Here is a 21348-nt window from a genome sequence, read left to right as displayed (position 1 = left end):
GCGTTGCTACGGGTGGTGGAACGTGGCCGGCCCAAGTGGTGCAGGCCACGCTCGGATGGAGAAAGGGGGTGAGGCCCTCAGGTTCCGACGACCTCGGAGACCTGCTCACCGTCGTTCAGCGCCCCGGCCCATAGGCGGATGTCGCTGAGCCGTCCGGGGAGGAAGTTGCCCCAGGCCCCGAGGTAGCCCTTGCCGGCCGCGAACTCGCCGGTACCGACTTGCGCGGTATAGCCGATGCCGTCGCTGGTCTGCTGGTCGGACGTCAGGTACAGCTGGATCGTGTCGTCCTGGGCGTTGTAGACACCGGTCAGGCGCGTTTCCGTGTCCATCAAGGCCTCTTCGATGCTCTGGACGGAAGTCCCGGTTCCGTCAGCGGTCAGGCAGCCGAAGTGCCAGCGGCCGACCGGTACCGTCGTCGTCTTGGGGTTGCCGTTGTCGTCGATGACCGGATCACCGTTCTCGTCGAACTCGGGCTCCTGGCGGGTGCCGGTCTTCTCGAACCAGAGGCTCCAAGAGGATCCGGTAGCTGTCCGTTGGCCGACGATCTGTGCCTTGTAGCCGTTCGGTTTGGCCAGGATCTTGGCCTGGTCGACCACGGCCTGGGTGGTCACGGTGAAGGAACCTGTGTCATCCACCAGCGGTCCGGGGGTCGTACCTGCCCCGGTGGTGCCGTTGAGTACCAGTTCCTCACCTGCCAGTGAGGCGCCCGCAGAAAGGGTGAGAGTGGGGCCGTAGCCCGATACGCCGTCGGCCAAGGATGATCCCTGTGCTCCCGCCGGGTTCCATGCGGCAACCAGCTCGACCGAGGCCTTTCCGTCCGCATTCAGCAAGGCACTCTCCTGTCGGACCTGTGCCTCGGTCAGGGCCTCCTGCCACACGGCTGCTTCATCGACCAGGCCGGGAAAGTAGTCCGTGTAGGTACCGGACCAGTGCACACGTCCTATCTGCAGAGGACCGTTGGCGGCCCACGGCGTTGTGAACGGGGTGGTGCCCTGGTGCTCTCCGTTGACGTAGAAGCTGATCGTGTTGTCGACGGCGTTGAAGACACCGGCGAGGTGAGTCCACACTTTCGGAACCGCCGGGTTCTTGGATACGACCTTCTCGTAGGACCAGGTTCCCCCTGCCGGTGCGTCGACGGTGGCCTGGCGGAAGGACCACTTCTTGAGGGTGTGCTCGTAGCCCAGCAGGAAGGGACTCCGGTTGACTCCGTCCTGGCCCAGTACCGTGGCATTGCGTGTCGGATCGTCCATACGGACCCACGCCGCCACGGTGTACGACGCACGGGTGTCGATGACCGGCCCGGCGGTAGCCGCGTGGGCGGTGGTGCCGTTCAGCTTGAGCCCGTTGTCGGGGCTCTTCACCGCCGGGGTGGCCCCCGAGGCAGGGGTGATCGTCACCTCACCGCGTCGCCCCTGGTCTGTGCGGGCAGCATTGCCGGTCAGGGTCGCGTTGTCCCTGAGCGCCGGGTCGCTGGTCGAGGAGTCGACGGCTACTCCGGACGCTTCGTGGAAATTCCAGCGTCCGACAGGCCCATTGCCTTCCTTGACGACAAAGTCGACCGTTGCGGTCGCACCCGGGCCGTAGGTGTCCTTGGCCTCGGCGTGCAGAGTCATGGTCCCCGAAATCGGTGGGACGGGGGCGATGGTCACCTTCGCCCCGGTCTTGTAAGCCGAGATGCCCGAGTTGTAGGAGCCACTGGTCAGCCAGTACCGGTAGGCGGTGTTGACGTCACCGGCCGCCGGACCGAGGGTGAATGATCCGGGCTTACCTGGCTTTCCGCGCGGCACACAGTCGTTTGCCGTGCACTCTGTGTATGAGTCGGCATCAATCTTGTTGAAGACAATGGTCGGGGGCTTCGGAGCGGTGCTATCGATCTTGAAGTAGCACCAGCCTGTCGTGGAGGCGTTGGAAGGTCCCGCGAGGATTCCAGACCCGTAATAGGACCGCGTCCAGGCGCGCATCCGTAGCAGCGTGTTCTGAGGTAGCGCCGGAGGGGTAGCCGTCACCCTCACGTTGTCACCGACGTACCCCGTGCTCGGCCTCTCCAATTCGCTCATGGCATTGACCCAAGTACCGTCGGTCTGCTTCTTGTCGACGTCCATGGCGATCCTCAGCCGTGCACCGGACTCCCCACCGGCCTCGGTCTGGGGTGTAGCGGTGAGGTTGGGCGTGGGGGTAGTCATGATCGCCGGAGCGGACTCAGCCGTCTTGCACGTGGGGGTGCTCCCTGAGGCGGGGCCGATGTTGGTGGGCCTGGCCGGCTTTCCCACGTAGTCAACGCTGAGGACAGCGTCGTCGTCGAACCGCTTCCACGAGATCGTGTCCGACTCCTCCTTGGCCATCAGCATGAGTGTCAGCCGCGGGATCTTCCCATCGGCGAAACTGCGGACGGTGGGCGTCAGATTCTCATCGGTCTCCGCCGGGTCGTCGTTGAACTCGATGACATCCCTCGGCTGCGCAGGACTGCAATGGCTGCCGCGGCCCGCCGACACGTTGCGGTCACCCATCTGGTCCAGCTTCGCAGGGCCGGGCCAGCGGGAGGACTGCGAGATGTTGTTCGTACGTTCCAGGTCGACCCAGCGGGCAGAGCAGGAGAAGGACCATGTCTCCGTGACACGGAACGTGGCGTCCAGGACGTGCTTGCCCTTCAGTTTGCCGGGTTCGAACTCGAAGTACATACGGTTCACGTAGCCGTTGCCGCAGTAGTAGGAGACTCCGCCGATCACCGCCGAGCCGCACTTGCCGACGCTCATCCCGTTGGCGCCGCCCGAGAAGTTCCAGAAAACGTCACCATCCGAAGAAAGCACGGTGCGCTCGGACTCGTTCAGCTCCACCGACGGATCGACGTAAAGCGGAAAGTCACGCTCATCGGTAGTGGCCAGCAGATCGGCGTCCGGCTCAACCGTCACCGTGGAGTCGGTCAGTTTGAGGTCCATCACCGACGAGGCGTCGCCTGGACCCGGGCCGGCCAGCGGATCACCCTCTTCAGCAGGGCCTGCTGCTACCGGTTGTTCAGTCCCGGAGTCAACGACCGAGGGCAGGTAGAGCGAACGCTGCGCAGGGGCAGAGGGATGGCTGTCACCTGCGGAGTTCCACATCCGGGCGGCGGGTGAGCGGAACACCGGCAGACCGTTGCCGTCCACGGCGTCCACTCCTCCTCCGGCACTGGGCTGGACCGTCAGATTCTCCGCACCGAATTGGTACTCGATGGATTTCAGCGCGGGGTTGGCCGCCGCCTCGGGGGACTCCACCTCCAGCACCTGCCGGAAGCCCTCAACGGTCGCGGTAAGGATCAGGTTCACGTCCGGCAGTACGTCCTCGTAGACCGCCCGCTCACCATCCAGCCGGGGCGCGGGAAGAATGCCGGGCCAGCCGAGCGATACCGATCGCGCACCCTCAGCGATCGTGACGAGATCCGCCCCATCACCCCCGGCTGAGAACGACAGATCGACAGCGGCTGCCCTGGGGCCGACCGACCCGTCCGTATGGCGCACGAGGGTGACGTCGGGTTCAACCCACTCCCCCTGGGAAGCCACCCGGACCGGAACGATCGACTTCTCCAGCGTGAAAGTCGCCCCATCCGGATTGGCGAAGACCGTCTCCCGTTCGGTGCGCTCCTCCAGAACCTCCACCCGCTCCCCGGTCGCCGCAGCTTCGGCTGAACCTCGGACCTCCGGCGAACCTATGGGCGCGGCGGGAACCAAAGGCGTCATGGCCTGCGAATTTTGAGCAGGCATCACGCTCACCATGGTGGCCAACACGGCCGTCACGCACACACCGTGACGCACATGACGCCACACCCCACCACTCACACCCCCCCCCGTTTTCCACATGGTCTTCACAAAAGTGAGCCAAGACTCAAGGATTGAAGGAGCCTCGTCAAGTGTGTTCCAGATCACCACCTTCTGGGTAGCGAAAGCAAAGCCCTGCGACTTCATCCCTCGAAGTGGAGGTGCCTCAAGGGCAAAACAGGCCGCACGGTCTGGATTTGCGTGGAACCGCCAAGGAAGAAGGTCAAGTTGAGGGCAGTCGGAAGTCTCACGCCGTCGCCGCTGCGACCGCGCCCCGGAACACCTCGGTTCGGGAACGCGAACACCACCTGACAAGCCCGTGCACCGTGAACGACGAGACACCGCGAACTGCGACCCCACGCCCGGACCCACCTCTGAGCCGTCGGGTTCAAGCTCAAAGCCTGCTGGTGGAACAGCCAGTCGGCGAGCGCCTGAACGATTTCGCTCATTCGTCCGGCATCCGGAGTGGAGTAGGCCCCGTGAGCAGACCACGCTCAATATGGGCATGGCGCGAGGTGGATCCTGCGCTGACTCCGCACACCTCCCCCGTACCAGCCAAGGGCGCCTTTGATCGACCAGCCGGGCTCGACGTCCTGCCGCCCACCCTGCACCAACACGGTAGGACCAACAGCATTAGTGTTACGTATAACCATGTCACCGGACTCCTGGAGAAGCCCATGTCCCACATCGCCCTGGTCACCCTGGTCGTCCGCGACTACGACGAGGCCATCGCCTTCTACCGCGACGCGCTCGGCTTCGAGCTGGCGGAGGACACCGACCGGGGCGACGGGTCCCGCTGGGTGGTGGTGCGCCCGCGTGGGGCGGCGGCGGGTACGGGGGTGCTGCTGGCGCGGGCGAAGGGCGGGGCTCAGGAGGCGAGTGTGGGGGCGCAGACGGGCGGGCGGGTCGGGTTCTTCCTGCATACCGAGGACTTCGCGGGCGACCATGCGCGGATGAGCGCGGCGGGCGTGCGCTTCCTGGAGGAGCCCCGGCACGAGACGTACGGCTCGGTCGCCGTCTTCGAGGACCTGTACGGCAACCGCTGGGACCTGCTCCAGCCGGCGGGCTGACCCGTCGCCATTCGGCCCACAGTCTCAGGCGCGTCCGGGCGCCCTCCGCCGACCATGAGGTCATGGAGTCCACGGAGAGCGGCGCCCCCGCCGCGCGGCACGCCGGGTGGGACGAGCTGTTCTTCGACCTGGTGGTCGTCGCGGGGGCCGGGCAGCTGGCCCACCTCCTGCACGACGGGCCGCACCTGGCGGACCTCGCGCTGTTCGGGGTCCTCTACCTCGCCTTCTGGACGGTGTGGGCCGGGTTCGCCGTCTACGGGGACATCGCCGCCTCCGCGACCCGGGTCCGCACCCTGCTGATCGCGATGCTCGGCATGGCCGTGATGGCCGCCTCCGTCCACGCGGTCCTCACCCACCACGCGGTCACCTTCGTGGTCGCCTATGTCCTGCTGCGCTGGCAGGCGGGGCGCGTCTGGCAGCGGGGCAGCGTCGTCGTGGACTGGCCGCTGGCGCAGTTCGGCGCGGGGGCGCTGCCGTGGCTCGTCTCGCTCTTCGTCCCGACGCCGTGGCGCTACTGGCTCTGGGCGCTCGGGATCGCCGTCGACCTCGTGACCCTGCTGGTCTCCACGCGCGGCCGCACCCTCCGCCGGGCCGCCGAACGGGTCGCCGCCCGCCGAGGCGACCGGCCGCCGCCGGGCCCGCCGCACGCCGCCGCGCCCGCGCCGCCCCGGCTCAGCGAGTCACGCATCGACACCGCGCACATGGGCGAGCGGCTCGGGCTGTACGTGATCATCGTGCTGGGCGAAGGGGTCATCCAGATCATCGACGCCGCCTCCGAACGCGACGACTGGGACCTGCCGCTCGCCGCCACCGGACTCGGCGCGTTCTGCCTGCTGGCCGGGGTCTGCGCCCTGAGCCTGCGGTACGGCACCAACGGCATCCCGCACCTGCGGAAGGACGCGCTCCCACCCCGGCTGGCGATGCTGCTGCACGCCGTGATGACCGGGTTCCTGGTCGCCCTGGCCACGGCCCTGGGCTCGGCGATCACGCACTTCGACGATGTCCTGCCGAAGGGGCAGCACTGGCTGCTGTGCGGGGCGATGGCGGGGTACTTCGCGGCGGGCGTCGTCGCCGTGCTGCCGCTCGCGGAGCGGGCCGACCGGGTGTGGGTGCTGGGGTGGGGGCTGCCGTGCGTGGCGGTGGCCGTGGTGCTGGCTCCGCTGGGCGTACGGCTGCCGGCGTGGGCCACGATCGGGATCCTGGTGGCGCTGGTGTGCTGGCAGATCCTGTACGACCCGGGGCGGGCGGGGATGGCACCGTCGGCCGGGCGGTGGTGGGGCGGGAGGATCCGGCGGGCGGGCCGGGCCGATCGGCCCTGAGACCGGTCACGCTCGGGCCGGCCGGCCGCACCCCTCACGCCCGCGCCAACCCCGCCTCCCGTACCGCCACCGCCTCCATCGCGTCCAGCACCGGGCGGATCAGCGGGTGGCCCTCGGCTCCCTGGCGTACGGCCGCGAAGACGCGGCGGGTCGGGGCGCTGCCCTCCACCGGGCGGACGACCACACCCGTCAGCTCCACGCCGCGCAGCGCCGACCTCGGCACCAGCGCCACCCCCGCGTCCGCCCCGGCCAGCGCCACCACCGCCCGGAAGTCATCCGACGAGTGCTCCAGGCGCGGCTCGAAGCCGGCGTACTCGCAGGCCAGGACCACCACCTCATGGCACGGGTTGCCCGGGTACGGCCCGATCCACGGGTCCTTCGCGAGGTCCGCGACCGCCACCTGGTCCTGGTCCGCCAAGCGGTGGTCGACCGGGAGCACCGCGTCGAACGGCTCCGAGTAGAGGGGTACGCGCGTGAGGCGGCGGTCGTCCTCGGCGGGGGCGCCCCGGTACTCGACGGCCACCGCCACATCCACCTGCCGGTCCAGCACCATCGGGACGCTCGCGTCGCCCTCCGCGTCCTGGACCTTGACCCGGATGCCGGGCGCGGTGCGGGCCAGCTCGGTGAGGGCGGGGGCGAGGACGAGGCCGATGCCGGTGGCGAACGCGGCGACCGTGACCGTACCGGCGACGCCCGCGCCGTACGCCGCCAGCTCCGCCTCCGCCCGCTCCAGCTGGGCCAGGACCACGTTGGCGTGGCTGAGCAGGATCTCCCCGGCGGCGGTGAGCCGGGTGCCGCGCGCGCCGCGTTCGACGAGGCGGTGGCCGGTCTCCTGCTCCAGCGCTGCGAGCTGCTGGGAGACGGCGGACGGCGTCAGGTACAACGCGGCGGCGGCCGCGGTCACCGTGCGGTGGTCGGCCACCGCACGGAGGATTCGCAGCCGCCGCGCATCGATCATGTGCCCATTGTCCCAGGTCGCGGCCGGGGCCCCGACCTGGCGCTCACGCCTCCGCGTCGAGGGCCGCCCGGGCGTCGACGAAGGCGTCCACGGCGCGGTTCACATCGGCGGTGGAGTGCGCGGCGGAGAGCTGGACGCGGATGCGCGCGGCGCCCTGCGGCACGACGGGGTACGAGAACCCGATCACGTACACACCGCGCTCCAGGAGCAGCTCCGCCAGCCGGGCCGCCTTCGCCGCGTCCCCGATCATGACGGGGGCGATGGCGTGGTCGCCGGGCAGGATCTCGAAGCCCTCCTCGGTCATCCGGGAGCGGAAGAGCGTGGTGTTGGCGTTGAGCTGGTCGCGCAGGTCGCCGGCGGATTCCAGCAGGTCGATGACCTTGAGGGAGGCGGCGGCGATGACCGGGGCGAGGGAGTTGGAGAAGAGGTACGGGCGCGAGCGCTGGCGCAGCAGCGCGACGATCTCGGCGCGGGCCGCGACGTAACCGCCGGAGGCGCCGCCGAGCGCCTTGCCGAGGGTGCCGGTGATGATGTCGACCCGGTCCATGACGCCGTGCAGCTCCGGCGTGCCGCGGCCGCCGGGGCCGACGAAGCCGACGGCGTGCGAGTCGTCGACCATGACCATCGCGTCGTAGCGGTCGGCCAGGTCGCAGATCTCCTGGAGCGGGGCCACGTACCCGTCCATGGAGAACACGCCGTCGGTGACGATCAGACGGCGGCGGGCGCCGGACGCCTCCTTGAGCTGCTTCTCCAGGTCGGCCAGGTCGCGGTTGGCGTAGCGGTAGCGCTGGGCCTTGGAGAGGCGGATGCCGTCGATGATCGAGGCGTGGTTGAGCGCGTCGGAGATGACCGCGTCCTCCGGGCCGAGGATCGTCTCGAAGACGCCGCCGTTGGCGTCGAAGCAGGAGGAGTAGAGGATCGTGTCCTCCTGGCCGAGGAAGGCCGAGAGGCGCTGCTCCAGCTCCTTGTGCACTTCCTGGGTTCCGCAGATGAAGCGGACCGAGGCCAGCCCGTAGCCCCAGCGGTCCAGCGCCTCGTGGGCGGCGGCGACGACCTCGGGGTGGTCGGCGAGGCCCAGGTAGTTGTTGGCGCAGAAGTTGAGGACCTCACCGGCGCGGCCGCCGGAGGTGACGGCCACGGTCGCGGACTGCGGGGTGCCGATCACGCGCTCGGGCTTGTGCAGCCCGGCGGCGCGGATCTCGTCGAGGGTGGTGCGCAGATCGTCGCGTACGGAGTCGAACATGCTGGAGTCCTTAAGGGGAAAAGGGGTGCGGGAAGAGGTTCGACGGGTCAGGCGGTCCAGTCGAGGATGACCTTGCCGCCGAGACCGCTCGCGGCGTCGTCGAAGGCCGCTTCGAAGTCGCGGAAGCCGTACCGGCCGGTGATCACGGGGGCGAGGTCGAGTCCGCCCTCCAGCAGGACGGACATGGCGTACCAGGTCTCGAACATCTCGCGGCCGTAGATCCCCTTGATCGTGATCATCGAGGTGACGATCCGGGACCAGTCGACGGCGAACTCCTCGGCGGGCAGGCCGAGCATCGCGATGCGGCCGCCGTGCGTCATGTTCGCGACCATGTCGCGCATCGCCTCGGGGCGGCCGGACATCTCCAGGCCGATGTCGAAGCCCTCGCGCAGGCCGAGCTCGCGCTGCCCGTCGGCGATGGTGCTCTCCGCGACGTTGAGGGCCAGGCTGACGCCGACCTTGCGGGCGAGCGCGAGACGGGCCTCGCTGACGTCGGTGATCACGACGTTGCGGGCGCCGGCGTGCTTCGCGACGGCGGCGGCCATGATGCCGATCGGTCCGGCGCCGGTGATCAGGACGTCCTCGCCGACCAGCGGGAAGGAGAGCGCGGTGTGCACGGCGTTGCCGAACGGGTCGAAGATCGCCGCGATGTCGAGGTCGACGGGGACCCGGTGCACCCAGACGTTGGCGGCGGGCAGGACGACGTACTCCGCGAACGCGCCGTCCCGGCCGACGCCGAGGCCGATGGTGGAGCGGCAGAGGTGGCGGCGGCCGGCGAGACAGTTGCGGCACTTGCCGCAGACGAGGTGGCCCTCGCCGCTGACCAGGTCGCCTTCCGCGATGTCGGCGACGTCGGAGCCGGTCGCCGCGACCTCGCCGACGAACTCGTGGCCGAGGACCAGCGGCGTGGTGACCGCCTGCTGGGCCCAGCCGTCGTAGGCGCGGATGTGCAGGTCGGTGCCGCAGATCCCGGTCCGCAGGACCTTGATCAGGACGTCTCCGGGGCCGTACTCCGGCTCCGGCACGTCCATCAGCCACAGTCCCGGTTCGGCCTTCTGCTTGACGAGTGCCTTCACGGCTGCGGCTCCCTGCACGTGGTACGCGGGTGGTGGATACCCCGGGCCTGGGGGCCTGTCGGAGGAGCCCTGCGGCCCGGGGTGGTCTTCGGGGTCGTCCCGTCCCCATGGTGGGGGCGGGACCACGGCGGGACGGGACGGAACACGCCCGTGGGGTTCCACGTGCCGTCCCCGGCCGTCACCCAGAAGGCTGCCGTACGGCGGGGCCCCGGGTCCATCGAGGATTTCTTAAGCACGGTCGCAGGAGATCTTCACGCCTGGGCAGCGCTTCACCGACCGCAGCCGCCCGCGCGCCTTCGATTGCGGGGCCGGCGCTCGCCCCGCGCCCCCCGCTTTCCCGCATCCCCCGCTTTCCCGCATCCCCGCTCCCCCGCATCCCCAGCTCCCCGCTTCAGCCGTCACGCCGCCGTCTCCGCCCGGAACGCCGCGACCAGCCGGGCGACGCAGTACGGAGACAAGGCAGTACGGAGACAGGCGGTACGGAGACAGGGCGGTAGGAGACAAGGCTGACGAACCGACAGAAACACTCAGGCCCCACCACGTTCAGACCTTTGCACGAAGACCGGCGAACTTTGAACACAGGCGTGACGAAGTATGGACGGCGCCAGCAGAAGCCTCCTACTGTTTCGGTCGCGACCCGCCGGAGTCACGCCGGAGTCACGCAGCCTGACCCGCACGAGCCGAACCGTTCACCCCCGGGCGCCGGGTGGCCCCACCCACCGCCGCGACGTGCCCCTCGCCGCGAGGGGCCAGGAGGAAGAATGCATCCACGGCCGTTCCACCGCTCCCGCAGACGACCCGCCCTCAGTCATCGACCGTTCCGCAGGCATCTGACCGGTCTGCTGGTCTCCTCGTTCCTCATCGGCGCCTTCTCCGCCGTCCCGGCCACCGCCGCACCGGCCGCTCCCGACGAACTCCCGCCGCAGAAACCGGGGGTGACGCTGCGTGTCTTCGATGTGCAGGTGCCGCTGGACAAGTTGTGCGACATCAAGGCGGGACAGACGCCCAACGTCGACAAGTTGATGCCGCAGATCGACTGGGACGCGACCGGCGACTTCGGCTTCAACGATCACTTCGTCTCACAGGTGACCGGCAACATCAACGTGCCCGAGGACGGTGCGTACGCGTTCCGGCTCACCAGCGACGACGGGTCGCGGCTGCTGATCGACGACCAACTGGTCATCGACCACGACGGGTTGCACGGCGCTGACCCGAAGGACGGCACGGTCGAGCTCACCGCCGGCTACCACTCGCTGCGCATCGACCACTTCGACCGCACCGGCGGCCAGCAGGTCACGCTCGCCTGGCAGCCCCCGGGCGCCGGCGGGTTCACCGTCGTACCGAACTCCGTGCTGTCCACCGACGCCGATGTCGTACGGGTGACGGCGCCGGGCCGCAAGGAGTGCGAAGGCGCGCTCGACTCGCCCGGTGACGGGTTGCCGCTGAACGATGTCCACCCGGACTACGCGCTGACCGATCTGCGCCCGGCGGGCTTCGAGCCGCAGGTCTCCGCGATGGACTGGCTGCCGGACGGCCGGCTCGCGGTGACGGCCTGGGGCGGTACGGACAACGAGACCGGTGAGGTGTACCTCCTCGACGGTGTCCAGGGCGAGAGCGGCCCGGACCAGGTGCAGGCGAAGAAGGTGGCCGAGGGGCTCAAGGAGCCCATGGGCATCAAGGCCGTCGACGGCAAGCTCTACGTCTCGCAGAAGCACGAGCTGACCGAGCTGTCCGACACCGACGGCGACGACGTCACCGACGAGCGGCGGACCGTGGCGACCTGGCCGTACGGCGGCAACTTCCACGAGTTCGCCTTCGGCCTGCTCTACCGGGACGGCCACTTCTACCTCAACCTGTCCGTGGCGATCGACTACGGCGGCGCGACGACCGACCCGCAGCCGGCGGAGAACCGCGGCACGACCATCAAGGTGAACAAGGAGACCGGCGAGGTCGACTACATCGCCGGTGGTCTGCGGACGCCCAACGGCATCGGCTGGGGTCCGGAGAACGACCTGTTCGTCCTGGACAACCAGGGCGGCTGGCTGCCTTCGTCGAAGCTGGTCCACGTCAAGCAGGACCGCTTCTTCAACCACTACACCAACCCGTCCGGCCCCTTCGACACGAAGCCGGTCACCAAGCCGGTGCTCTGGCTCCCGCAGAACGAGATAGCCAACTCGCCTTCCACGCCTCTCCAGTTGACCGAGGGGCGGTTCGCCGGGCAGATGCTGTTCGGGGACGTGACGTACGGCGGCATCCAGCGCGCCTACCTGGAGAAGGTCGACGGCGAGTACCAGGGCGCGGTCTTCCGCTTCACCCAGGGCCTGGAGGCGGGCGTCAACCGGATCAGCATGGGTCCGGACGGTGCGATCTACGCCGGCGGGCTCGGCGCGGGCGGCAACTGGGGCCAGGAGGGCAAGCTGAACTACGGGCTGCAGAAGCTCTCGCCCAGCGGGGACAAGGCGTTCGACATCCTGGCGATGCGGGCCAAGCCCGGCGGGTTCGAGCTGGAGTACACCGAGCCGCTCTCGGAGGAGACGGCGGCGGAGCTCGCCGAGAGCTACCAGGTCGAGCAGTGGACGTACGCGCCCACGCCGGAGTACGGCGGCCCCAAGATCGACGAGGAGACCCTCCAGGTCGGCTCGGCGACGCTCTCCGAGGACCGCAGGAAGGTCACGCTCGCCCTGCCCGGCCTCAAGGCGAACCGCGTCGTCCACGTCCGCTCCCCGCGCCCCTTCTCGTCCGAGAGCGGCACGGAGCTGTGGTCCACGGAGGCCTGGTACACGCTCAACTCCCTTGTCGGTGACCAGGCTTCGCCCACGCTGTACGAGGCGGAGGAGGCGGCTCTCACCGGCGGCGCGGGCGTCGACACCGAGCACGCGGGCTACTCGGGCGGCGGCTTCGTCGACAACTTCGGCAACCAGGGCGCGGCGGTCACCTTCGACGTGACGGCGGAGAAGGCGGGGACGTACGACGTCGGGCTGCGCTACTCCAACGGACCGAACCCGGCCCCCGGCACCAAGACGATCAGCCTCCACGTCAACGGTACGAAGGTCCGGCAGACGAGCCTGGCCTCCACCACCGACTGGAAGACCTGGGCGACGAAGAACGAGCAACTGGAGCTGGACGAGGGCCGGAACACCATCACGTACTCCTACGACAGCGGCGACACCGGCCATGTGAACCTCGACATGATCGCCGTCCATCCGAAGGGCGCCCGTATCCCGCTCTTCGACGGCACCACGCAGGCTGCCTGGCAGCACCCGGACGGCCGCACACCTCAATGGCCGGTGAGCAACGGGGAGATGGAGATCAAGGACGGCGATCTCCGCACCAAGCAGGGGTTCGAGGACTTCCGCGTGCACGTGGAGTTCTGGCTGCCGAACCTGCCGCCGGACGTGACCGGCCAGGACCGGGCCAACAGCGGCGTCTACCTCCAGGAGCGGTACGAGGTGCAGATCCTGGACTCGTACGGTGACACCACGCTCGCCGACAACGAGGCCGGGGCGATCTACACGAAGAAGGCGCCGGACGTGAACGCGGCCACCGCACCGGAGACCTGGCAGACGTACGACATCACCTTCCGTGCGGCCCGCTTCGACTCGGCGGGCAACAAGACGGAGGACGCCAGGATCAGCGTCGTGTGGAACGGCGTCACCGTCCACGACGACGTGGCGGTCGACGGCCCGACCGGCGGCGGAGCGGCCGAGGCCGCGACGGCCGGCGCGATCAAGCTCCAGGACCACGGCAGCAAGATCAAGTACCGGAATGTGTGGGTGGAGCCGCTGACGTAACGGCGGCGAACACCTGGGCGGGGCGGCGGCCATCAGACTGCCGCCCCGTCGCCGTTTCCCATCGCCGTTTCCCGTCGCCGCGTCCTGTCCCGTGCGGTCCGGGATACGGGAAACGGCACCGCGCAGCCCCCGGATCTGCTGGGATGGGCGGTAGGAGCATGAGCGGTGAGCACGGGGGCGCGCGGTGGGGCTGGAGTTCGGGCACGACCTCGGGCTGCGGCGTGCCCTGCGCGGGCTGCCGCTCTCGCCGCTCGTCCCGGAGTACCGGGCTCTCGTAGAGCGGCAACAGGCCCTGGGGTTACGGCACATCGGCGACGCCCTCGCCGAGCGCGGGCGGGCGCTGCGGGTGCTCGACGGGGTCTTCGAGGAGCGTGCGCCACGCCGCTGGCAGCGCGTGGGGGCGGAGCGGATCCGCGAGCTGAGCGCCGTACGCGGTGGCGCGTCCGGGCCGCTCTTCGCGCACCTGGAGGCCGTGCAGCTCCAGGACCCCGCCGCACTGCGCCGCGTCCTCCTCTACCAGCTCACCGAACTCCTCCAGGCCCACCCGCGGGGCACCGAGCCCGCGACCGCCGTCGGCCTCGGGATCTGCCCGCAGGAGGCACGCGCCCTCGTCCGCGCGGCCGCCGGGCGCCACCGGCTGGACGGTCGGCAACGCGGTGCGGCCGAGGGGCTGGAGGACGCCTGGAGCAGCGGCAAGGTGCGGCGGGCCGCGCGTCTCGCGGCCCGGCTGCCGGCGGACGGCGGTGGCGACGCGCTGCTGCGCGGGCGGCTGGCGGAGATCGCGTTACGGGTACGGGAGGCCGACCGGGCCCTCGAAGCGGCGCGGGAGGCCGAGCGGTCCGGTGACGCCCGCGCGGCCCAGGCCGGTTTCCTCGCGGCCGCCCGGCTGGCCGCCGACTGCCCGCGCGCCGTGCTCGGCCTGGTGCGGGTGCGCCCGGCGGAGGACGCGGACGCGGGCGCCGGTGACGTGCTGGCGGTCCGGCCGGCGCCCGAGACCGTGTCCCTCTCCCCCGCGCGTCCGGCCACCGGCGCTCCGGCCGGCCGGCGGGTCCTCCGGCTGACCCGGGTGCCGGGCGGCCCGCCCGGAATCACCGAGATCGCGGACGCCTCGCCGACGGGCGGCTGGGTGGACCGGCATCCGCCGTTCGGCCAGGAGGTCCGCTATGCCGCGTTCCCGCTGCGGGACGGCAGGATCGACGGACCGCCCGAGGTCTCGGACGTGCTGCTCGTCGCCCCGGACGTGTCCGGGCTGCGCTCCACCACCGGCCGGGGCCGGATCGACGCCGCGTGGACCGAGCCGTCGGGTGCGCTGGACGTCCGGGTCCGGCTGGAGGGCCCGGACGGGCCGGTGGGCGGGGTCGCGGTGCGTACGGGCGGGCTGACCGCGACCGGGCTGGGCGTCGGCGCGTACGTGGTGCGCGTCCACTGCCGTTACCGGGCGCCCGACGGCACCGTCGTGGAGTCGGCGGGCGCGGAGCACGCCGTCTCCGTCGACCCCTGGCCCGCGCCCGTGGACCGGTTCGACGCGACGGTGGCCGAGGGGTCCGTGCGGTTCTCCTGGAGCGGTGGCCGGGACGCGGACGTACGCCTGGTCTCCTGGCCCGCCGACCCGCCGGAACCAGGGGAAGAGCTGACCTACGACCCGGCGAGGCCCTGGCCCGCCGCGTTGGACTGGGAGGCCCCGGCGGGCGGTGGCCTGGTGCCGCCTCCGGGCTCGGTCACGCGGGTGTCCGTGCTGGCCGTGCTCGGCCCGCGCGCGGTGGCGGGGCCGGGGCTGGTCGTGGAGTGTCCGCCTCCGGTGGCTGGGGCGCGGGTGGAACGGGTGGCCGGGGGCCGGGCGCGGGTGACGTTCGACTGGCCTGCGGAGGCGGGCGAGGTGGCGGCCACGGTGGAGCAGGACGGCCGGAGCACCGTGCGCCGGGTGACCCGCAGCACATACGTCCGGGAGGGGCTGTACGTGGACGTGGCGCCGTCCGCGTACTCCCTCACGCTCTCCGCCGCGCCCCGGACGCCGGACGCGGTCGTCGTGCCTCCCCCGGGCGGCGCGACCCGGGGCACGGCGGACATCGCCGTCAGCTACCGCATCGTCCCCGGCCCCCGCCGGGCGCTGCGCCGAGGGCCCGCGCTGCTGCGGGTCAGCCTCTCGTGCCCGGGTGACGTCCCGGCGGACCTTCCGGAGTTCGTGCTCGTCGGCCGTACCGGCAAGGGCCGCGACCCGATCCGGCCGCGCACGCCCACCGACGGGACGACCCTGCTCCGGCTCGACGGCGGAACCCTGCGCCCCGGCGACCCGGTGGAGCTGCCCGTACCGCCAGGCCTCCAACCCCCGTACGTCCTGCGCGGTTTCCTTCTCGGCGAGGGGGCCGCCGACGTACGCCTCGACGAACCCTCTCCGACGAACCTGGTGGTGCGCTGACATGACGACCGTCATCTGCCCCTACTGCTTCGACCGCGCACCCGCCGCGCGCCTGCCCTACCGCTGCCTGATGATGGCCACCGGAGTACGCGGAGGCACGCCGTGCGATGCCGAACCCGACGACGTATGGGCCGACTTCATGGGCCCGAGCCTGCCGCCGTCGCGGCGGCTGCGCGGCCCGGTCTTCGCCGCGCCGCGCACGCTGGCGACCCTGCGCTCCACCGCCGCCCGGCAGCCGTGCCCCCAGTGCGGAGTGGCGACGGCGGTACGGGTCTGCCGCGGCTGCCACAACGACTTCCCCAGCGAGTACTGCGACCAGGACAGCCGCATCATCGCCCTGGTCGGCGCCAAGGCGTCCGGCAAGAGCACCTACGTGTCGGTGCTCGTCAACGAACTACGTGGCCGGGTCGGCCGGGAGTTCACCATCTCGCTGCCCGCGATGGGCGCCGAGACCCAGCGCCGGGACCGGGAGATGGAGGAGGACCTGTACGAGCGGCTGCGGCTGCCGGACACGACGCGTCCGGCGGCGATGGGCTTCAACGATCCGCTGCTCTACCGGCTGAGCGTGCCGCGCCGGGGACGGTACGCCAAGGGCAGCAGGCACACCACGCTGGTCTTCTTCGACGCGGCGGGCGAGGACCTCAAGAGCGCCGAGGCGATGGCCCGTTACACCCAGTACCTGGCGGCCGCCGACGGGATCATCCTGCTCGTCGACCCGCTCCAGATGGGTTCGGTGCGCGACCGCGGCGCGTCGGCGGACGGGCCGCCGCTGCCCGCCGTCGAGACGTCCCCGCAGCAGATCGCCTCCGACCTCGCCGCCCAACTCCGTTCCCACGGACGGAGCGTGTCGCGGGGCCGGGTCACCACGCCGATGGCCGTCGCCGTGACGAAGACGGACGCGCTGCGGCCGCTGCTCGGCTCGCACTCACCGCTGCTGCGCAACGCCGGCCACACCGGCGGCGAACACGATGACGACGACCGGCTCGCCGTACACGAGGAGTTGAGGTCCCTGCTGAGCGACTGGGACTCCGGAGTGCTCTGCCGCCAGCTGGAGAACGACTTCGCCGAACTGTCGTACTTCGGCCTCTCCGCACTCGGTTCGCCGCCGCCCGCCGACGCACCGGCCGACGCCCCGAAGTCGGGCCCGCAGCCGGTCCGCGTGGAGGACCCGCTGCTCTGGCTGCTGGGGCGGCGCGGTCTGATCCCGGTGCGCAAGAGCCGGCGGGAGAACGACCGGGAGAGCCGGGACCGGATGGGGAAGGCCGACGCATGAGCCTGGGACAGCTGCACTACACCTCGGCACCGCCCGGCCCGGACGGCTCGGGCTTCCGCTTCACCGCGCTCACACCGGGGCTGCCGCAGTCGGTGCTCCGGGAGGCCGAACAGCTCATCGGCTACGAGCCGCCGCGGAACGCGCCCTCGCGTCCTTCCGCAGCCGAACTCGAAGCCTTCCCCCGGGCGTTCAGCTACAGCGAGCTGTCCGACGGCAGCCGGCTGCTGGCCCGTACGGTCTACACGGGCGCCGACTACAGCGGCCGCTGGGGCAACTTCCACGCCCACGCCGTACACCTGGCGCCGGGCCGGCACCTGCCGGACGGGGCCCTGCCCGTCAGCGCCTGGGAGTCGCCCGGCTGGGCCACGGCCACGCCGGAAGGAGGCGTCCCGGCGGCCCTGGACGCGCTGCCGCCCTCCAGCGGGCTGGACCCGGCCGGTCTGATCGCCTTCGCCGCGTCCCGGGAGCCCTGGCTGGCCGCCGTGTTCACCGATCTCCAGCGCCAGGCCGAGGACGAGACGGCCCCGCAGATCGTCCTCGTGGAGCCGGACAGCGCCGACGTGGCCCGCTGGGTGGTCCTGGCGAGTACGGTGCTGCCCCGGCACGCCGCCCACCGGCTGACGTTCACCACCTACACCCGGCGCCCGCACCTCGCCGGGCAGCGGATCATCGGCGTCCTGCCCGACGACGCGCACGGACCGGCCGGCTCCGGACGCCGCTACCGGGTCCACGACTGCACCGTCCCGCCCGCCGCCGACGGTCCGGAACCCAGCCCGTGGGCGGTGGCCGCCGCGCGGATCTGGTCGGCCGGTGCCGTCGAGCTGTTCCAGTACGCCGACCGGCTCCCGGGAGAGCCGTTCACGGCGGGACCCGTCTCGGCGCTCGCCCTGTGCGCCGGGATCGACCTGCCGTCGCCGCACCGCGCGGCGGCGGCCCGGTGGGCCTGCGAACACCCGGCCGAGCTGGAGGAACGGGAGCTGGACGGGCTCGTACAGACGCTGGCGGCACCCCGGCAGGAGGCGGTACCGGCGGCCGAGACCGCCGCTCTGGCCGACCTGTTCGCCCGGGTCGGCGGAGGCCTGCGGCCGGAGACCGCCGCGCCGCTCGCCGCCCGGCTGCTCACGGCCGCCGTCCGCTCGCCGGAGCCGGTACGACCGCCGGAGCGCGGAGCCCTCACCGACGCGGTGGCCCGGCAGCTGGCGGCGGAGCTGGGTCCGGAGCTGCGGGCCGGGATCGCGGACGCGCCGGACGGCTTCGCGCGTCCGCTGCGGCTGCTGCGGGTGGCCGGTCTCCTCGGGGTGGAGTGCGCCGACCTCGTACCGCCGCTCGCGCACCGGCTGGCCTCCACGCTGCTGGCCGATCCGTCCGCGTACGGGGGTGAGCTCCACGAGACCCTGACGGACCGGCCCGACCTGCACACCGCCCTGCTGCGGGACCTCGATACGGCGGCGGCGGCCGGTCCTGCCTCCGTCACCGTGCTGCTGGAGCGTGCGCCGGTGGAGCTGGAAAGCACGCGGCCGCTGGAGAGCGGGGAGGCGCTGCCGTATTTGCGGATGTGCGGCTGGAAGGCCCGTGGCCCGGCCGGAGGAGGCGGCGGCGGCGGCGACCGGAACAGTGAGCTCCGGGCCGTGCTGGAGGCGGCGGGTGTCTCCGTCTTCGCGCATCCGCCGCTCCTGCGCATCGCCTTCCGCCTGGTATGGGGCTCCACCGCACCGACGCCGCAGGAGGCCCGCTACGTCCTCGTCGAGACCGGGCCCGACGTCCACCGCGCGGCGGAGACCTGGCCCTTCCTCGTCACGGCCGCGTTCAACGGCCGGCCCGGGGACCCGCAGGCGGACGAGCTCGCGCACGAACTGCTCACCGCCTTCGGCAAGGAGCTGCGACCGCACGACCGGGCGGCGCTCCTGCTGCTGGACTTCGCGCGCGACCTGCGGGCGGGTGGTGCGCCGCCGGGCTGGGTGGACCGGATCCTCGGCCTGCGGAGCACCGCCGAGCCGGTGGATCCGCCGGTCCTGGAACACGTCGGCGGCAGGCTCGCGCACCAGCTGCTGATTGACCCCGGCGCGGGCCGCGAGCTGGACGACCTGATCCGCAGCGGTGACACGGACCTCTGCGCGGCCTACGAACGGGCCGCGCAGGACGACTCCGTACGGAACCAACTCCTGCGCGAACCTCACTACTTCGCGGCCCGGTTCGTCGACTGGAACCGGCATCCGCAGGCGGGCGGAGCCTGGGGCGAGGTGCGGGGTGCACTGCTCGACGGGGTGCTGCGTCCGGCGGCTCGGGCGCTGAGCGCGGAGGATCTGGCCGCCGTGGAAGCGGCCCTGTCCACGAGGGGGACACGGCACGCGGAGGACTTCCGCGCCTGGAACCGGCCGGGAGCGCTGGGGCGGCTGGGGCTGCGGTTCGGCGGGCGGGAGGGCCGGGCGGGGAAGGCGGCTCCCCGCCGCCGGGGCTCCCGGGACGGAGGCGTCTGATGGGCTGGCTGCTCACGGCGGCGGCCTGGCTGACCGTGGCGACCTGGGTAGCGGTCTGCCTCTTCCGCGCGTTCTGGGAGTTCCTCGCCCTGGCGCTCGGCGCCTCCGCGCAGGCGCTCCGCCCCCGCACGCCCGGCACGCCCGACCGTCGGATCCCGTCCGTCGGCTCCGAGCCCGCGCAGCGCGCGTACTGGTCGCAGCTGATGTGGGTGGACGCGTACACCTCCACCCGCGCCGCCGCCTCGGCCGTACGGCACCGGCTGCTCGGCCGGTGGATGGCGGTCACCGCCCGGCGCATGTTCACCGGCCGCCAGCCGTCCACCGGCTACCGCTTCGACCACTGGATCGCCCGTTCCGTCGTCCGCCTCCTGGCCCCGGGCACGGCGCTCGGCGCGATCACCGGGGCGCTGCTCACCTCGGCGGTGATGGTGCTGGTGCACCTCGTGATGTGGCTGCTGGTCGGCCTGGTGTGGCTGGCGGCGGTGGCCGGGGTCGGCGCGGTGCGCGGGGCGGACCGGGGGTTGGCTCTGGTGCGGCGGGTCCGGATGAAGTGCCCGTATCCGGGCTGCTACCGGGCCTTCCCGCTCGCCGTGCACCGGTGCCCGGGGTGCGGTGCGGCCCACCGGGAGCTGCGGCCGGGCCGGTTCGGCGCGCTGTGGCACCTCTGCTCGTGCGGCCGCCGGATCACCGCCGCCTCGTTCGCCGGGCGCGACCGGCTCGCCGTCGAGTGCCCGCACTGCGACCGGTCGCTCCCGGCCGGGATCGGCCGCCTGCGGATCGTGCACGTGCCGGTGATCGGCGGCACCTCGTCCGGCAAGACGATGCTGATGGCGGCGGCGGTCACCGGACTGCACGCGAGCACCGGGCACGGTCCGCTGAAGGCCGAGTTCGCGACGGACGACGACCGGCGGGACGTGGTGGACCTCAACGGGCAGCTCCAGCAGGGTGGTTGGGTGCGCAAGACCCAGGGGGGCCAGCCCCGGGCCCTGATGCTGCGGATCAGCCACCGCCGCAGACACCGGCTGCTGTACCTCTACGACCCGATGGGCGAGTCCTTCTACGACGTGGACTCCACGCGCCGCCAGGAGTATCTGGCCCATGCGGACGGCGTGGTCCTGGTCGTCGACGTCCTGGCCGATCCCCAGGTGCGCCGGTCCCTCTCGGCCGCCGATGAGGAGCTGGCGCGTGCGGCCGGACCGGCGGAGCCGGGCCCCTGGCAGACGTACCAGACGTTCACCGGCGAGCTGTCGGCGCTTGCCGGACGGCGTCGGCGCGCCCGGCTGCCGCTGGCGGTGGTGGTCACCAAGCGGGATGTGCTGGACCGGATCGAACACCTGCGGGTTCCCGCCACGGGGGTCGGCCCGTGGCTGGCCACGATCGGCCTGGACCCGCTGGTACGGGACCTGGGGCACCGCTTCCGCAGTCGGCGGTACTGGGCGCTGAGCGCCTACGCGGCCACCGGGACGGGTCCGCTGGTGAGCGAGCAACGCCGGGCGGCGGAGGCGGTGTTGTGGATTCTGTCCCGGACGGGCCTGCGGGTCGGCAAGCTGCTCTCCGAGGACCCTGCTCCCGGCCCGGCGGCCGCGTCGGTGCCGGGCCCGCGCGATGCTCCCGTACAAGATCGTTCAACCCGCTGACGGAGCCTGACGTGGTCGTTAAGGTCGTTCACGTCCGAGAAGAGAGGGACGGTCCACGCCCATGCCGGTCGTCACACCGAACGTCACGCGAGGACGTCGGCTGGTCCTCACGCTGTTCGTCATCGCCTCCGTCCTGGTCCTCGGCGGGCTCCTGGCCTGGGGGCTGGGGTTCCTGGGCGAGCAGGTGACCGGATGGCTGATCGAGTGACGGCGACCCCTGATTTCCCCAACTGTCGGCTCCTGTTTTCCCCAACCGCACGATGGATCACACACCATGACAAGGAGGGCTTCGAGTGA

Annotated in this window: 12 protein-coding genes; 8 read left to right on the top strand and 4 right to left on the bottom strand. The window is 71.6% G+C overall.

Annotation, left to right across the window (positions count from 1 at the left end):
• Nucleotides 1–77: 77 nt before the first annotated feature.
• Nucleotides 78–3938: a LamG domain-containing protein gene (locus tag ACQP09_RS29505; RefSeq protein ID WP_433405125.1), complete on the bottom strand. Its 3861-nt coding sequence runs from the start codon at nucleotides 3936–3938 to the stop codon at nucleotides 78–80.
• A 530-nt stretch (nucleotides 3939–4468) separates the two neighbouring features.
• On the opposite strand from ACQP09_RS29505, the gene ACQP09_RS29500 reads away from it, so the two are divergent.
• Both ACQP09_RS29500 and ACQP09_RS29495 read left to right on the top strand, forming a co-directional pair.
• Nucleotides 4469–4861 (top strand): VOC family protein, encoded by a 393-nt coding sequence (locus ACQP09_RS29500; protein WP_433405122.1) that lies wholly within the window; start codon nucleotides 4469–4471, stop codon nucleotides 4859–4861.
• A 62-nt stretch (nucleotides 4862–4923) separates the two neighbouring features.
• Nucleotides 4924–6180, top strand: a complete 1257-nt coding sequence (locus ACQP09_RS29495; RefSeq protein WP_433405120.1) for a low temperature requirement protein A — start codon at nucleotides 4924–4926, stop codon at nucleotides 6178–6180.
• A 34-nt stretch (nucleotides 6181–6214) separates the two neighbouring features.
• Here the strand turns inward: ACQP09_RS29495 and ACQP09_RS29490 are convergent, their stop codons facing one another.
• From ACQP09_RS29490 to tdh, 3 genes are read right to left on the bottom strand one after another with little or no spacing between them, the layout of a single operon-like run.
• Nucleotides 6215–7138 carry a LysR family transcriptional regulator gene (locus ACQP09_RS29490; protein WP_433405117.1) on the bottom strand — a complete coding sequence of 308 codons (924 nt, stop codon included), beginning with the start codon at nucleotides 7136–7138 and terminating at the stop codon, nucleotides 6215–6217.
• Between the two features lie 43 nt (nucleotides 7139–7181).
• Nucleotides 7182–8381, bottom strand: coding sequence for a glycine C-acetyltransferase (locus ACQP09_RS29485; protein ID WP_433405114.1), 1200 nt, complete (start codon nucleotides 8379–8381; stop codon nucleotides 7182–7184).
• A gap of 47 nt (nucleotides 8382–8428) precedes the next feature.
• A complete protein-coding gene (tdh, locus tag ACQP09_RS29480) occupies nucleotides 8429–9457 on the bottom strand; it encodes an L-threonine 3-dehydrogenase (RefSeq protein ID WP_404067099.1) in 1029 nt (342 codons plus the stop codon).
• A 761-nt stretch (nucleotides 9458–10218) separates the two neighbouring features.
• On the opposite strand from tdh, the gene ACQP09_RS29475 reads away from it, so the two are divergent.
• The 6 genes from ACQP09_RS29475 (at nucleotide 10219) to ACQP09_RS29450 (ending at nucleotide 21259) form a co-directional block, all read left to right on the top strand.
• Nucleotides 10219–13248, top strand: a complete 3030-nt coding sequence (locus tag ACQP09_RS29475; protein WP_433405111.1) for a family 16 glycoside hydrolase — start codon at nucleotides 10219–10221, stop codon at nucleotides 13246–13248.
• A 184-nt stretch (nucleotides 13249–13432) separates the two neighbouring features.
• Complete coding sequence (locus ACQP09_RS29470; protein WP_433405108.1) at nucleotides 13433–15664, top strand: hypothetical protein; 2232 nt, start codon at nucleotides 13433–13435, stop codon at nucleotides 15662–15664.
• Between the two features lies 1 nt (nucleotide 15665).
• Nucleotides 15666–16937, top strand: coding sequence for a TRAFAC clade GTPase domain-containing protein (locus ACQP09_RS29465; RefSeq protein WP_433405105.1), 1272 nt, complete (start codon nucleotides 15666–15668; stop codon nucleotides 16935–16937).
• Nucleotides 16934–19414, top strand: a complete 2481-nt coding sequence (locus ACQP09_RS29460) for a GTPase-associated protein 1-related protein (RefSeq protein ID WP_433405103.1) — start codon at nucleotides 16934–16936, stop codon at nucleotides 19412–19414. Before ACQP09_RS29465 ends, ACQP09_RS29460 begins: the two co-directional genes overlap by 4 nt.
• Nucleotides 19414–21051, top strand: coding sequence for a TRAFAC clade GTPase domain-containing protein (locus ACQP09_RS29455; RefSeq protein WP_433405101.1), 1638 nt, complete (start codon nucleotides 19414–19416; stop codon nucleotides 21049–21051). The genes ACQP09_RS29460 and ACQP09_RS29455 overlap by 1 nt, the downstream gene beginning before the upstream one ends.
• A 61-nt stretch (nucleotides 21052–21112) precedes the next feature.
• A complete protein-coding gene (locus tag ACQP09_RS29450; protein WP_433405098.1) occupies nucleotides 21113–21259 on the top strand; it encodes a hypothetical protein in 147 nt (48 codons plus the stop codon).
• Nucleotides 21260–21348 lie beyond the last annotated feature (89 nt).

The sequence above is a fragment of the Streptomyces sp. CA-146814 genome (genome assembly GCF_050942385.1).
Classification (GTDB): Bacteria; Actinomycetota; Actinomycetes; order Streptomycetales; family Streptomycetaceae; genus Streptomyces.
This window is presented reverse-complemented; position numbering and strand designations above follow the sequence as displayed.

Excerpts from the sequence above, each read along its gene's own strand:
- ACQP09_RS29505 (WP_433405125.1), bottom strand. The coding sequence starts at position 3,938 with ATGAAGTCGCAGGGCTTTGCTTTCGCTACCCAGAAGGTGGTGATCTGG.
- ACQP09_RS29500 (WP_433405122.1), top strand. The coding sequence starts at position 4,469 with ATGTCCCACATCGCCCTGGTCACCCTGGTCGTCCGCGACTACGACGAG.
- ACQP09_RS29495 (WP_433405120.1), top strand. The coding sequence starts at position 4,924 with ATGGAGTCCACGGAGAGCGGCGCCCCCGCCGCGCGGCACGCCGGGTGG.
- ACQP09_RS29490 (WP_433405117.1), bottom strand. The coding sequence starts at position 7,138 with ATGATCGATGCGCGGCGGCTGCGAATCCTCCGTGCGGTGGCCGACCAC.
- ACQP09_RS29485 (WP_433405114.1), bottom strand. The coding sequence starts at position 8,381 with ATGTTCGACTCCGTACGCGACGATCTGCGCACCACCCTCGACGAGATC.
- ACQP09_RS29475 (WP_433405111.1), top strand. The coding sequence starts at position 10,219 with ATGCATCCACGGCCGTTCCACCGCTCCCGCAGACGACCCGCCCTCAGT.
- ACQP09_RS29465 (WP_433405105.1), top strand. The coding sequence starts at position 15,666 with ATGACGACCGTCATCTGCCCCTACTGCTTCGACCGCGCACCCGCCGCG.
- ACQP09_RS29460 (WP_433405103.1), top strand. The coding sequence starts at position 16,934 with ATGAGCCTGGGACAGCTGCACTACACCTCGGCACCGCCCGGCCCGGAC.
- ACQP09_RS29455 (WP_433405101.1), top strand. The coding sequence starts at position 19,414 with ATGGGCTGGCTGCTCACGGCGGCGGCCTGGCTGACCGTGGCGACCTGG.
- ACQP09_RS29450 (WP_433405098.1), top strand. The coding sequence starts at position 21,113 with ATGCCGGTCGTCACACCGAACGTCACGCGAGGACGTCGGCTGGTCCTC.